The organism is Arthrobacter sp. NicSoilB8 (assembly GCF_019977355.1).
In the GTDB taxonomy this organism is placed as follows: Bacteria; Actinomycetota; Actinomycetes; order Actinomycetales; family Micrococcaceae; genus Arthrobacter.
Genome location: NZ_AP024655.1, coordinates 2452406 through 2466288 on the forward strand (window position 1 = coordinate 2452406; position 13883 = coordinate 2466288).

The 13883-nt window shown below is 67.3% G+C and carries 12 protein-coding genes; 6 read left to right on the forward strand and 6 right to left on the reverse strand.

All coding sequences use genetic code 11. The annotated features are described in order from the left end of the window. Positions 1-141 precede the first annotated feature (141 nt). From gap to LDO15_RS10980, 5 genes are all read left to right on the forward strand, one after another. A complete protein-coding gene (gene gap / locus LDO15_RS10960) occupies positions 142-1152 on the forward strand; it encodes a type I glyceraldehyde-3-phosphate dehydrogenase (RefSeq protein ID WP_223986986.1) in 1011 nt (336 codons plus the stop codon). Positions 1153-1162: 10 nt separating this feature from the next. After that, positions 1163-2389 carry a phosphoglycerate kinase gene (locus LDO15_RS10965; protein WP_223986988.1) on the forward strand — a complete coding sequence of 409 codons (1227 nt, stop codon included), beginning with the start codon at positions 1163-1165 and terminating at the stop codon, positions 2387-2389. Positions 2390-2538: 149 nt separating this feature from the next. Beyond that, on the forward strand, positions 2539-3354 hold the full coding sequence (gene tpiA / locus LDO15_RS10970) for a triose-phosphate isomerase (RefSeq protein WP_223986990.1): 816 nt from the start codon (positions 2539-2541) through the stop codon (positions 3352-3354). Positions 3355-3403: 49 nt separating this feature from the next. Beyond that, complete coding sequence (gene secG, locus LDO15_RS10975; protein WP_018772994.1) at positions 3404-3661, forward strand: preprotein translocase subunit SecG; 258 nt, start codon at positions 3404-3406, stop codon at positions 3659-3661. A 116-nt stretch (positions 3662-3777) separates the two neighbouring features. Then, complete coding sequence (locus LDO15_RS10980; RefSeq protein WP_223986993.1) at positions 3778-4173, forward strand: RNA polymerase-binding protein RbpA; 396 nt, start codon at positions 3778-3780, stop codon at positions 4171-4173. Here the strand turns inward: LDO15_RS10980 and pgl are convergent. The 6 genes from pgl to tkt form a co-directional block, all read right to left on the reverse strand. Further along, the gene (pgl, locus tag LDO15_RS10985) at positions 4126-4896 is read right to left on the reverse strand and encodes a 6-phosphogluconolactonase (RefSeq protein WP_263428368.1); all 771 of its coding nucleotides are present in this window, start codon (positions 4894-4896) and stop codon (positions 4126-4128) included. The genes LDO15_RS10980 and pgl overlap by 48 nt on opposite strands. Positions 4897-4933: 37 nt before the next feature. Then, positions 4934-5875 carry a glucose-6-phosphate dehydrogenase assembly protein OpcA gene (locus LDO15_RS10990; protein WP_223987000.1) on the reverse strand — a complete coding sequence of 314 codons (942 nt, stop codon included), beginning with the start codon at positions 5873-5875 and terminating at the stop codon, positions 4934-4936. Next, on the reverse strand, positions 5872-7434 hold the full coding sequence (gene zwf / locus LDO15_RS10995) for a glucose-6-phosphate dehydrogenase (protein ID WP_223987003.1): 1563 nt from the start codon (positions 7432-7434) through the stop codon (positions 5872-5874). Before zwf ends, LDO15_RS10990 begins: the two co-directional genes overlap by 4 nt. Before the next feature lie 15 nt (positions 7435-7449). Further along, a complete protein-coding gene (locus LDO15_RS11000) occupies positions 7450-9087 on the reverse strand; it encodes a glucose-6-phosphate isomerase (protein WP_223987005.1) in 1638 nt (545 codons plus the stop codon). Positions 9088-9093: 6 nt separating this feature from the next. Next, positions 9094-10209 (reverse strand): transaldolase, encoded by a 1116-nt coding sequence (tal, locus tag LDO15_RS11005; RefSeq protein WP_223987008.1) that lies wholly within the window; start codon positions 10207-10209, stop codon positions 9094-9096. A 63-nt stretch (positions 10210-10272) separates the two neighbouring features. Beyond that, the gene (gene tkt / locus LDO15_RS11010; RefSeq protein ID WP_223987276.1) at positions 10273-12390 is read right to left on the reverse strand and encodes a transketolase; all 2118 of its coding nucleotides are present in this window, start codon (positions 12388-12390) and stop codon (positions 10273-10275) included. 524 nt (positions 12391-12914) lie between these two features. Here tkt and LDO15_RS11015 point away from each other — a divergent pair. Continuing rightward, positions 12915-13877 carry a heme o synthase gene (locus tag LDO15_RS11015; RefSeq protein WP_223978826.1) on the forward strand — a complete coding sequence of 321 codons (963 nt, stop codon included), beginning with the start codon at positions 12915-12917 and terminating at the stop codon, positions 13875-13877. The last annotated feature ends 6 nt before the right edge of the window (positions 13878-13883 follow it).

Here is a 13883-nt window from a genome sequence, read left to right on the forward strand (position 1 = left end):
AGGCGGTTAGCCTTCAGCAACGTGGCTGGTCGTCCTCCGATCTGGTAATTATCTCTGCCCAATGGCGTGCGGGATCTGTTAGTTGGCTTGAACGCCTTCTCAACTAGTCGTGCTCGCAAGAGCACCAAGGAGACTGAAAACGTGACGACCCGTATTGGCATCAACGGCTTTGGCCGTATCGGCCGCAACTACTTCCGCGCCGCCCTCGCACAGGGCGCAGACCTTGAGATCGTTGCGGTCAACGACCTCACTAGCCCGGAAGCCCTCGCTCACCTCTTCAAGTACGACTCCGTGGGCGGCCGCCTGGCGGAATCCATCGAGGTCAAGGACGGCAACATCGTCGTCGACGGCAAGACCGTGAAGGTCCTCGCCGAGCGCGATCCCGCCAAGCTGCCCTGGGGCGAGCTGGGCGTCGACATCGTCATCGAGTCCACGGGCTTCTTCACGAAGGCTGCAGACGCGCAGAAGCACATCGACGCCGGCGCCAAGAAGGTCCTGATCTCCGCCCCGGCCTCGAATGAGGACATCACGATCGTGATGGGTGTCAACGACGGGCTGTACGATGACGCCGCGCACCACATCATCTCCAACGCCTCCTGCACCACCAACTGCCTCGGCCCGCTGGCCAAGGTAGTCAACGACGCCTTCGGCATCGAGCGCGGCCTGATGACCACCATCCACGCGTACACCGCCGACCAGAACCTGCAGGACGGCCCGCACAACGACCTCCGCCGCGCCCGCGCCGCCGCCATCAACATGGTCCCCACCTCCACGGGTGCGGCCAAGGCAATCGGCCTGGTCCTGCCGGAACTCAAGGGCAAGCTCGACGGTTACGCCATCCGCGTTCCGGTCCCCACCGGCTCCGCCACCGACCTGACCGTCACGGTGTCCCGCGAGACCACCGTCGAGGAAGTCAACGCCGCCCTGAAGGCCGCCTCCGAGAGCGAAGAGCTCAAGGGCCTGCTGACCTACACGGACGAGCCGATCGTCTCCTCCGACATCGTCGGTGACCCGGCATCATCCATCTTCGACTCCGGCCTGACCAAGGTGATCGGCAACCAGGTCAAGGTTGTGTCCTGGTATGACAACGAGTGGGGCTACTCGAACCGCCTCGTGGACCTCACGGAGCTTGTCGCGTCCAAGCTGGGCTAGGGTAAGACTCATGACATTCCACACCCTCAACGAACTGATCGCTGATGGTGTCCGCGGGCGGTACGTTCTGGTCAGAAGTGACCTGAACGTGCCGCTCGACGGCTCTACAGTGACTGACGACGGCCGCATCAAGGCCTCCCTGCCAGTGCTGGCGAAGCTCACGGACGCCGGTGCCCGCGTGCTGGTTACAGCACACCTGGGCCGCCCCAAGGGCGCCCCCGAGGACAAGTACTCGCTCAAGCCCGCCGCCGCGCGGCTGGCCGAGCTTGCCGCGTTCAAGGTCTCGCTTGCCGCCGATACGGTCGGCGAGTCGGCCAAGGAACTGGCCTCCGGGCTCCAGGACGGCGAAGTGCTGGTCCTGGAAAACGTGCGCTTCGACGCCCGGGAGACCTCCAAGGACGACGCCGAACGCGGCGCCTTCGCGGACGAGCTCGTCGCCCTCACGGGTGACAACGGCGCCTTCGTCGATGATGCCTTCGGTGCCGTGCACCGCAAGCACGCGAGCGTGTACGACGTCGCGACGCGGCTGCCGTCCTACCAGGGCGACCTCGTCCGCACGGAGGTCGAGGTGCTGCGCAAGCTGACCACCGACACCCAGCGGCCCTACGTCGTCGTTCTCGGCGGCTCCAAGGTCTCGGACAAGCTCGCCGTCATCGACAACCTCATCGGCAAGGCGGACACGATCCTGGTGGGCGGCGGCATGCTGTTCACCTTCCTCGCGGCCGCTGGCCACGAGGTCGCGGGCAGCCTGCTCGAAGAGGACCAGATCCCGGTCGTCCAGGACTACCTGAAGCGGGCCGCGGACGCCGGTACCGAGTTTGTTGTGCCCACCGACGTTGTGGTGGCCAGCAAGTTCGCCGCCGACGCCGGGCACGAGACCGTCGCGGCCGACGCCATCGGTTCCAGCAGCTTCGGCGCCCAGGGCATCGGCCTGGACATCGGACCGGAATCGGCAGCGGCCTTCGCGGAACGGATCAAGGGCGCCAAGACGGTGTTCTGGAACGGTCCCATGGGCGTGTTCGAATTCGCGGCCTTCGCCGCCGGTACCCGGGCGATTGCCCAGGCGCTGACGGAGACGGACGCATTCACGGTGGTCGGCGGCGGAGATTCCGCGGCCGCGGTCCGGACCCTCGGCTTCGCCGATGACCAGTTCGGCCACATTTCCACCGGCGGCGGCGCAAGCCTGGAGTACCTTGAAGGCAAGGAACTTCCCGGCCTGAGCGTCCTGGACCGTTAAAACCGTCCGCTAACACTGACCGCCAACTACCAGCGCCGCGGCCCGGCACATCAGCGCCAGCCGCAGGAAACCAAGCCGGCAGGGTGCCCCTCCGCAAGGAACCGGGCACCCTGCGGGCTGTTCACACGACAAGCACTCTTGGAGATCACGTGACCACGTCAACCAACGGTAAATTCGACCGCAAGCCCTTCATCGCCGGTAACTGGAAGATGAACATGGACCACGTCCAGGGCATCACCCTCCTGCAGAAGCTTGCGTGGACCCTGTCCGACGCCAAGCACGATTTCAGCCGGGTGGAGGTTGCCGTCTTCCCGCCGTTCACGGATCTCCGTGGCGTCCAGACCCTCGTCCAGGGCGACGAGCTTGCCGTCGCGTACGGCGGCCAGGACCTCTCCCAGTTCGATTCCGGCGCCTATACCGGTGATATCTCCGGCCAGTTCCTGGCCAAGCTCGGCTGCGGCTACGTCCTGGTCGGCCACAGTGAACGCCGCACCATCCACAACGAATCAGACTCCGTCCTTAACGCCAAGACCAAGGCCGCTTTCCGGCATGGCATCACGCCGGTCCTGTGCGTCGGTGAAGGCCTTGAGGTCCGGCAGGCCGGCACTCACGTGGATCACACGCTGGCCCAGCTGCGCGCCGGCGTCGAGGGGCTCACCCCGGAACAGGCTGCCGAGCTCGTCGTCGCCTACGAGCCCGTCTGGGCCATCGGCACGGGCGAGGTCGCGGGGCCGGAGGACGCGCAGGAAATGTGCGCAGCCATCCGTGCCGAACTGTCCACACTCTTCGGAGCCGACGTCGCGGCCAAGACCCGGCTGCTCTACGGCGGTTCGGTCAAGGCCAACAACGCGGCCTCGATCCTGAAGGAGCGCGACGTCGACGGCTTGCTGGTCGGCGGTGCCAGCCTGGACGCTGCCGAGTTTGCTAATATTGTCAGGTTCGAGAGTCACCTGTTGACGGATTAGTCCGGACACAGCTTTGGCCCCCGCAATCCAAATCTTCTGAAAGGCCGTCGTGGACGTTCTTCATGTCATTCTGCAGGTCCTCCTGGGCATCACCAGCCTCCTGCTGACGTTGCTCATCCTGCTCCATAAGGGACGCGGAGGCGGCCTGTCGGACATGTTCGGCGGCGGCATGAGTTCGGGCCTGAGCTCCTCCGGTGTCGCGGAGCGGAACCTCAACCGCTTCACGGTCATCCTCGGAATCACTTGGGGCGTCGTGATCATTGCGCTGGGCCTGCTGATGCGGTTCAGCACCGGAGCCGACTCCTAGGAGTCGTCCTCAAAAACTTCATAAGGGGCCTTGCGGCCCTCCCTGCATCGGGAACTCTCGAACTACACTGCTGAAGGCAAGCACCATTCCACCAGCTGAGTAGCCAGGAGTTCCCGATGCTGCATTCTGCTTCCGGATTCAAAGGAATCCGTGTGGGCGCTACCGAAGGGGCCTCGCCCCGCCACGAACCACTCAACGGGGCCGGCGCACGCCAGCCCCGTATTCGCGTCTCCTACCGGTGCGCCAAAGGCCATGAAACCTCGCTCGTGTTCGCGCAGCTGCCCGAGGAACAGATCCCGGGGGTGTGGGACTGCCGTCGCTGCGGCGGCACGGCAACCCGCGACGGAGCGAAATTCGCCCTCGAGGACGTGCCGGCCGAGGGCTTCAAAACGCACCTGGAATACGTTAAAGAACGGCGCTCCAGCCAGGACGCCGAAGACGTGCTGGCTGGAGCGCTGGAACGGCTACGCGCCGGACGGACCCTTCCGGACGAGCTGCTCCGGGACCCGTGAGGCCGCGTTTTCGTCAATCAGCCACAGGGTTTCCCGGCGGCCGCGGGGTCCGGCCGCGGGAACCTGCACAGGGTTGGCGCCGGCAAGCGCCAGGCCCACGGCTCCCGCCTTGTCCTCACCGGCAACCACCATCCACACCTCAGAAGCCGTATTGATGGCCGGCAGGGTCAGTGACACCCGGCCCAGCGGCGGCTTGGGGGAGTTATGCACCCCCACGACGGTCAGTTCCTTCTCCCGGATGCCGGCCTGCTCCGGGAAGAGCGACGCGACGTGCGCGTCCGGGCCGACACCGAGCAGGACGATGTCCAGGCGGGGCAGCATCCCGGGACGTTCCGGCCTGTCGTCGGACATGTCCGCAGCATGTTCGGCGGCGGCCGCCTCAGCCAGACGGCGCGCATAATCCGCTGCAGCCTCATCGGGGCTGGCGAAATCATCCGCGGATCCGGGCACGTGGACGCGCGCCGGATCAACGGCGATATGGGACAGGAGAGCCGCGTCGGCCTGGCGGGCGTTGCGTTCGGCGTCGTCGGCCGGCAGGAAGCGCTCGTCGCCCCACCAGAAGTTCACCTTGGACCAGTCGACGGCGGGCGCCGCCGGCGATTCAGCCACGGCCTTGAGCGAACCGATGCCCATCGTGCCCCCGGTAAGCACCACCGTTGCCTCGCCGTGCCGGTCCTGGATATCGACCAGCTTAGTGATGAGGCGGGCGGCGATTGCAGCCATCAGGACGGTTGAGTCAGGATGGATGCTTACTCTGGGGTCAGCGCTCACTGGGACGGACACTCCTTAGGTTGGTACGTGGCAGTCCCATAGTAATCACTTCGCCGAAGACTTCGTCGGGGTCCAGGCGGCGGAGCTCCTCCGCGAGGCAGTCCTTGAGGCTGCGGCGGGGCAGGGAGATCCGCTGTGCGGGCTGGCCGGGCTGGGTCAGTTCCGCGATGGTCAGTCCGGGCCGGAAGAGCTGGATGTCGCCGCCTGGCCGGGTGAGGCGGACGCGGCGGATGCCGGTGCCGGCCGGGTCCGCGACGATCGTCACGGGGACATCCAGGGCCAGGGTGAGCCAGGCCGCGAGCAGGATGGTGGAGGGGGAGTCCGAGGCCCCTTCGACGGCGACGGCGGTGACCGGTGAGTCGTCGACCTGGTCCAGGACCGCGGCGAGCTGGATGCGCCAGTTGGTCAGGCGGGTCCAGGCGAGGTCCGTGTCGCCGGCCTTGTACGTGGCCCGGATGTTTTCCAGCGCCGCGACCGGGTCGGCCTCGTTGGCCGAGTCGGTGATCCGGCGGTGCGCGATGCTCCCGATCGAGGTCTGGCAGGCGTTCCGGGGGGCGCCGTGCGGCCACCAGGCCACGATCGGGGCGTCCGGGAGCAGCAGGGCCGCGACCAGCGATTCGCTTTCCTCGGCGAGTTCGCCGTAGCCGCGCAGCAGGATGACCTCGGAGGCCCCGGCGTCGCCGCCGACCCGGATCTGGGCGTCCAGCCGGGTCGGGGCGGAGGCCCCGGCGTCGGCGAGGACGATGATCCGGCACGGGTGTTCGCGGCTGGCCTCGTTGGCGGCCTCGATGGCCTCCTCCTCGAGCCCGGAGCGGGTGACGACCACGAGGGTCAGCACCCGGCCCAGGGCGATCACGCCGCCCTGCTCGCGCAGGGCCATGATCTTCTTGGAGATCTTGGAGGTGGTGGTGTCGGGAAGATCTACGATCATGGCCTTCTCCAGGTTCGTCCGTCGCGGGCAAGGAGTTCATCGGCCGAGGCCGGGCCCCAGCTGCCGGGCCGGTACGGCTCGGGCTGTTCGGGCAGGGACGCCCAGTAGTCCTCGAACGGGTCAAGGATCTTCCAGGACAGCTCGACCTCGGCGTGGCGGGGGAACAGCGGGGGCTCGCCGAGGAGCACGTCGAGGATGAGGCGTTCGTACGCTTCGGGGCTGGACTCGGTGAAGGAGTGGCCGTAGCCGAAGTCCATGGTGACGTCGCGGACCTCCATCTGGGTGCCCGGGACCTTGGACCCGAACCGGATGGTGGCGCCCTCGTCGGGCTGGACCCGGATGACCACGGCGTTCTGGCCGAAGTCGTCCTCGCTGTGGTCGCGGAACAGCAGGTTGGGTGCGCGTTTGAACACGACGGCGATTTCCGTCACCCGGCGCCCCAGCCGCTTGCCGGCGCGCAGGTAGAACGGCACGCCGGACCAGCGGCGGGTGTTGATGTCCACCCGGATCGCGGCGAACGTCTCGGTCTTCGAATCGGCCGGGATGCCTTCTTCCTCCAGGTAGCCCAGGACCTCCTCGCCGCCCTGCCAGCCGCCGGTGAACTGGCCGCGGGCGGAGTGGGTGGAGAGATCGTGCGGGAGCCTGACGGCGGCGAGGACCTTTTCCTTCTCCGCCCGCAGGTCATCGGCGTTGAAGGAGATCGGCTCCTCCATGGCCGTCAGGGCCAGGAGCTGGAGCAGGTGGTTCTGGATGACGTCGCGGGCCGCGCCCACGCCGTCGTAGTAGCCCGCCCGGCCGCCGGTGCCGATGTCCTCGGCCATGGTGATCTGGACGTGGTCCACATAGTTGGCGTTCCAGAGCGGCTCGAAGAGCTGGTTCGCGAAGCGCAGCGCCAGGATGTTCTGCACCGTCTCCTTGCCCAGGTAGTGGTCGATCCGGAACACCGCGTCCGGCGGGAACACCGACTCGACGATGTCGTTGAGCTGCCGGGCCGACTCCAGGTCGTGCCCGAACGGCTTCTCGATCACCACCCGGCGCCACTTGTCGCCCTCGGCCTGCGCCAGGCCGTGCTTGGAGAGCTGGCGGCAGACCTGCTCGAAGGCCTTCGGCGGGATCGAGAGGTAGAACGCGTGGTTGCCGCGGGTCCCGCGCTGCTCGTCGAGCTCATCGATCGTTTCGGACAATCGCTTGAACGCCTCGTCGTCGTCGAACTCGCCCTGCACGAAGCGGATGCCCTCGGAGAGCTGCTTCCAGACCGTTTCATCGAACGGGGTCCGGGCGTAGGCCTTGACGGACTCCTTGACCTCCGCAGCGAAGTCCTCGTTCTCCCACTTCCGGCGGGCAAAGCCCACCAGGGCGAAGCTCGGCGGCAGCAGCCCGCGGTTGGCGAGGTCATACACCGCCGGCATGAGCTTCTTGCGGGCGAGATCCCCGGTCACCCCGAACAGGACCAGCGAAGACGGTCCGGCGATACGGTTCAGACGGCGGTCACGGGGGTCCCGGAGCGGATTACGCCTCCGGCCGGCCGTGGTCCTGCCGCCGTTGTAGGTTTCTGGCATGGTTGCTTGGGTGCCTTAGCTTTCAGTGGAAGATGCGGCGTGGCCGGCGAGGGACGTGACGAGCTCCTGGAGCTGCTTCACGCCCGCTGCGCGGTCGGTCAGGTGCAGCCGGAGGACCGGACGGCCGTGCTCGGACAGGACCTGGGCGTCGCCTGCGGCCTGTGCCGAGATCAGCTCGCCGAAAGTAAACGGACGGTCCGGGATGGCGAGGTCCGTGGCAGAGTCAGCCGTGACCTGCAGGAACACACCGATCGCGGGTCCGCCCTTATGGAACTGGCCCGTGGAGTGCAGGAACCGCGGGCCCCAGCCGAAGGTGACCGGGCGGCCGCTGACCGCCGCCAGTTCGTCCCGGACGCCCTCGAGGCTGGCATAGGCGAGCCGGTCGAAATAGGCCTGGACGCTGAGGTAGTTGTCCGGGCCCAGCTCGGCCAGCAGGGCGCTGACGGCCTCTGCCGCGGTGGCTGCGTTGCCAAGCCAGGCTCCGCCGCGGACCTCGATGGCACCATCAACAAACGCTGCGGGTGTGGGTTCGGGCTGGGCGTCCAGCAGGCCGCGTGCGGCCACCTTGGCGGCCTCGACGTCGGGCTGGTCAAACGGGTTGATGCCCAGCAGCCGGCCGGCCACGGCGGTGGCGAATTCCCACACCATCATCTGGGTCGGCAGGCCGCCGGCGATCGCGACCTCGTTCTCGCGCAGCTGCACGTCGTCGGCGTCAGCCGAGACGAGCCGGACGACCAGGACATCCGGTGCCCCAAGGGTGGCTTCGGGGGAGTCGGGACCGGCCACCACCGGCAGGACGCCGGTGCCCAGCTTGCCGGTGGATTCGGCGATGAGCTGTTCGGCCCAGTCGGCGAAACCGACGATGCCGGACCCGTCTTCGGCGATGACGATCTTGTTGCGCAGCGGGCTCGTGCCGCCCAGGGCGGTACCCAAGGCCAGGCCGATGTTGTCTTCGGAGTCGTCGTTGAGGATCTCGGCGGCTTCCTCGGCCTCATCCAGGAAGGCCTGGATGTCCACGCCGGCCAGCCCGCAGGGGACCAGTCCGAACGCGGTCAGCGCCGAGAAGCGGCCGCCGACGTTAGGGTCGGCGTTGAAGACGGCGCGGTAGCCGGCCTCACGCGAGGCCTTGTCCAGCGGCGAACCCGGGTCGGTGACGATGATGATCCGGCTCTTCGCGTTGATGCCGGCGTCGGTGAAAGCCTGCTCGAAGATCCGGCGCTGCGAATCGGTTTCCACGGTGGAGCCGGACTTGGACGAAACAACAATCGCCGTTTCGGCCAGGCGGTCCGCCAGGGCGGCACTGACCTGTTCGGGGTCGGTGCTGTCCAGCACGGTCAGCTCGACGCCAGCGGTGCCCGCAATGACTTCAGGCGCCAGGGAGGAACCGCCCATCCCGCACAGGACGATGCGCGTCACGCCCTCGCCCCTCAGTGCGTCGCGGAGTGCCAGGATGTCGCCGACCAGCGGCTGGGAGACGGTGGCCGCCTCGACCCAGCCCAGCCGGACAGCGGATTCGGCCTCGGCGTCGGGTCCCCAGAGGGTATGGTCCTTCGCGAAGATCCGGGTCGCAATGCGGTCCTCCAGCAGTGCGGGGAGGTGCTGCTCATGGGCCTGGCGGGCTGCGCCGGTGGCGTCGTAGCTGAGTGTGCTCATGGTGGGTTAGGAAGCCTTCCGTGCAGAGGCCAGGGCGCCTTCGACGTCGCCCAGCAGTTCCTTCCAGCTGGCCACGAACTTGTCCAGGCCCTCGGACTCAAGCAGTGCCACGACGTCGTTGTAGGAGATCCCCAGCGCGTCGAGGGAGTTCAGCGTCGCGTTGGCGTCGTCGTAGCCGCGGGTGACGGTGTCGCCCGTGACCGTGCCGTGGTCAAACGTGGCGTCCAGGGTCTTCTCCGGCATGGTGTTGACCACGCCCGGTGCGACGAGTTCGGTGACGTAGAGGGTGTCCGGGTAGGCCGGGTCCTTCACGCCGGTGGAGGCCCACAGCGGACGCTGCGGCAGGGCGCCGGCTTCGGCCAGGAGGGCCCAGCGCTCGGTGGAGAAGAGCTCCTCGTAAACCTGGTAGGCCAGGCGGGCGTTGGCCAGGCCGGCCTTGCCCTTGAGTGCCTTGGCTTCGTCGGTGCCGATGGCGTCGAGGCGCTTGTCGATTTCGGCGTCGACGCGGGAGACGAAGAACGAGGCGACGGAGTGGATCGTGGACAGATCGTGGCCGTTGCCCTTGGCCTGCTCCAGGCCGGACTGGAAGGCGTTGATCACGGCGCGGTAGCGTTCCAGCGAGAAGATCAGGGTCACGTTGACGCTGATGCCCTCGGCCAGAGTAGCCGTGATGGCCTCGAGGCCTTCGAGGGTTGCCGGGATCTTGATCAGGACGTTGTCCTTGTTGACCTTCTTGTAGAGGTGCTTCGCCTCCGCGATGGTGCCGGCAGTGTCCCAGGCCAGGCGCGGGTCCACTTCGATGGACACGCGGCCGTCGACGCCCTTGGTCGCGGCGGCGACGGGAGCGAAGAGGTCGCAGGCGTCGGCGACGTCGGTGGTGGTGATTTCGAAGACGGTCTCTTCAACGGTGGCACCGGCCGCGGCCTGGGCTGCGATGACGGCGTCGTAGTCGTGACCGGTGGTGATGGCCGCGTGGAAGATGGACGGGTTGGTGGTGACGCCAACGACGTTCTTCTCTTCGATGAGCTTGGCCAGGGTGCCGGTCTGCAGGCGGCCGCGGGAGAGGTCGTCGAGCCAGATCGAGACGCCGGCGTCGGAGAGCTGCTGGGTGGGGGTAGTCATGTCATAACTCCTGGAAATGATGGGTTCCGGGGGCACAGCGTCCCCCGGAACCGAGGGGGTGGGTCAGTTGGTGACGCTGGCGAGGGAGTCCTTCGCGGCGGCGGCGACGGCTTCGGCGGTGATGCCGAACTCCTGGAACAGGCGCTTGTAGTCCGCGGACGCACCGAAGTGCTCGAGGCTGATGGAACGGCCGGCGTCGCCGACGAATTCCTTCCAGCCCAGGGCCAGTCCGGCCTCGACGGAGACGCGGGCCTTCACGGCGGCGGGCAGCACGGCTTCGCGGTAGGCGGCGTCCTGCTTGTTGAACCATTCCACGCAGGGCATGGACACGACCCGGGTGGGGATGCCTTCGGCCTGCAGGGCCTCCCGGGCGTTCACGGCCAGCTGGACCTCGGAGCCGGTGCCGATCAGGATGACCTCAGCCGGGACCGTGGCGCCGTCCTTGGAGGCTTCGGCCAGGACGTAGCCGCCCTTCGCGACGCCGGTCACGGCGCCGAAGGTGTCGCCGTCGGCGTCACCCTCGCCGCGGGCGTACGTGGGGATGTTCTGCCGGGTCAGGACGATGCCGGCCGGGTTCTCGTGGTTCTCGAGCATGACCTTCCACGCCGCGGCGACCTCGTTCGCGTCACCGGGGCGGACGACGTCCAGGCCGGGGATGGCGCGCAGGGACGCGAGCTGCTCGACGGGCTGGTGGGTGGGGCCGTCCTCGCCCAGGCCGATGGAGTCGTGCGTCCAGACGTACAGGGACGGCACGCCCATGAGGGCACCGAGCCGGATCGCCGGGCGCTGGTAGTCGGAGAAGATCAGGAACGTGCCGGAGAACGCCCGGGTCGGCCCGTGCAGCGCGATGCCGTTCACGATCGACGCCGCGGCGTGTTCGCGGATGCCGAAGTGCAGGACCCGGCCGTAAGGGTTGCCGTTCCAGGCCCCGGTGGAGCGGGATGCCGGGATGAACGAGGGGGAGCCCTCAATGGTGGTGTTGTTGGACTCGGCGAGGTCGGCGGAGCCGCCCCAGAGTTCGGGCATGACCGGTCCGATCGCGTTCAGGACCTTGCCCGAGGCGGCGCGGGTGGAGACGTCCTTGCCGGCCTCGAAGACCGGGAGGGCAGTGTCAAGCTCGACGGGGAGCTTCTTGGCCTCGACGCGCTCGAGCAGGGCGGCGTTGTCCGGGTTGGCGGACTGCCAGGCCTCGAAGGCTTCCTGCCAGTCGGCGCGCGCGGCCGCGCCGCGGACCTGCGCGTCGCGGGTGTGGGCCAGGACGTCCTCGTCGACCTGGAACGCACGTTCCGGGTCGAAGCCGAGGACCTTCTTCAGGGCCGCGACTTCTTCGGCGCCCAGGGCCGAGCCGTGGATCTTGCCGGTGTTCTGCTTCTTCGGTGCCGGGTAGCCGATGATGGTCCGCAGCGAAATGATGGACGGCTTGGACGTTTCGGCCTTCGCGGCGAGCAGGGCGGCGTGCAGTTCCTGCACGTCCTCCTTGTATTCGCCGGTGCGGGTCCAGTCGACGCGCTGGGTGTGCCAGCCGTAGGCCTCGTACCGGGCCAGGACGTCTTCGGTGAAGGCAACGTCGGTGTCGTCCTCGATCGAGATGTGGTTCTCGTCGTAGATCACCACGAGGTTGCCCAGTTCCTGGTGACCGGCCAGCGAGGATGCCTCGGACGTCACGCCTTCCTGGAGGTCGCCGTCGGAGGCGATGACCCAGACAGTGTGGTCGAACGGGGACTCACCGGCGGGCGCGTCGGCGTCGAACAGGCCGCGCATGCGGCGCTGGGAGTAGGCGAAGCCGACTGCGGACGCCAGGCCCTGGCCCAGCGGGCCGGTGGTGATCTCCACACCGGCGGTGTGCTTGTATTCCGGGTGTCCCGGGGTCAGCGAGCCCCAGGTCCGCAGCGCCTCCAGGTCCTTCAGCTCCAGGCCGTAGCCGGAAAGGAACAACTGGATGTACAGGGTCAGGGACGTGTGGCCCGGGGACAGGATGAACCGGTCCCGGCCCAGCCAGTCCGGGTTCTTCGGGTCGTGCCGCATCAGCTTCTGGAAGAGAAGGTACGCCGCCGGAGCCAGGCTCATCGCGGTCCCTGGGTGGCCGTTACCGACCTTCTCCACCGCATCCGCAGCCAGCACGCGGACAGTGTCCACCGCGCGCTGATCCAAGGTAGTCCATGACAGTTCTTGCTCTTCCAAATGTGGCACGAAAACCGGGCCCCTCTCTGTGCTGACGGCCGGCGGTACGCTCGGTCCCGCTTCGGGCACAGTTCGGTGCCCGCTGCGGTTCGTACCAGCCGTTCACCATCGAAACGTTGATCTATCATTCAGACGCAGACGCAAAGCGGCCTCTTCGGCATGCTTCCTGTTAGGCAAGCTTCCTTTAAGGCAATCGCCTGAGGCAGCCGCCCGTGTGCGCTGATCTAAGGACAGCCTAGTCCCATTCCACTTGGTGGTCAGCGTATATCTCACCAATTGGACCTGATTTCGCTTATATGAATCACCGCCGGCTATTGCGCCCGTGAGCAGGCGTTAACACGCCGGAATCATGGGGGCCTCCCGGCGGCCCGGCTGCACGCAGCGTAACGGTATGATGGGTGGTGGCCTTCGACTGGGGCAAGGACACGGGCGTGCGCCGAGCGCGGAGCCCGTTCCGCAGCAAAAAGCGTTGCGAAATCCACCCGGGGCTGCCCAGCCAGACAGAACTGCCCAGACAGAACAGAGTGACTGCCACCGTGAGCACAACAAATACGCCGCTGAACGCCTCGCAGGCTTCGGGAAGAATGGGCTTCGGCCGCAAAGCCAAGGCCTACCTGGCGCTCACGAAACCCCGCGTCATCGAGCTCCTCCTGGTCAGCACCCTGCCCACCATGATCTACGCCGAACGCGGGTTTCCCTCGATCGGGTTGATCCTGGCGACGCTCGTGGGCGGGGCTTTCGCGGCGGGTTCGGCGGGCGCCTTCAACTGTTATATCGACCGTGACATCGACAAGCTCATGCACCGCACGGAGAACCGGCCGCTGGTCACCGGCGAGGTCACGCCCCGCGAGGCACTTGTCTTTTCCTGGCTGCTGGGCGCCGCGGCGATCGCCATCCTTTGGTTCGGGGCCAACCCGCTCTCGGCCTGGCTGGGGCTCGGCGCCATTGTGTTCTATGTGGTGATCTACACCATGATCCTCAAGCGGCGGACGGCCCAGAACATCGTCTGGGGCGGCGCCGCGGGGTGCTTCCCCGTCCTGATCGCCTGGGCCGCGGTCACCAACACCGTTCAGTGGCCCGCCGTCGTGCTGTTCATGGTGATCTTCCTCTGGACCCCGCCGCACTACTGGCCGCTGTCGATGCGCTACGGCGAGGACTACCGCAACGCCAAGGTGCCGATGCTTGGCGCGATCGCCGGCGCCAAGGTGGTCTCGGTCCAGGTGGTCCTGTACGCGTGGGCCATGGTGGCGTGTTCGCTGCTGATGATCCCGGCCGGCGGCGCGGGCTGGGTCTACACCGTGACCGCCGTAGCGGCCGGGGCCTGGTTCCTCTATGAATCGCATGCCCTCTACAACCGCGCGCAGGCCGGCGATGTCTCCAACAAGGGGGCCATGAAGGTCTTCCACGGCTCCATCAGCTACCTGACGCTGCTCTTCATTGCCCTGGCCGTCGACCCGTTCGTCGGCTCCTCCATCATGGGCGGCTGACGCCGC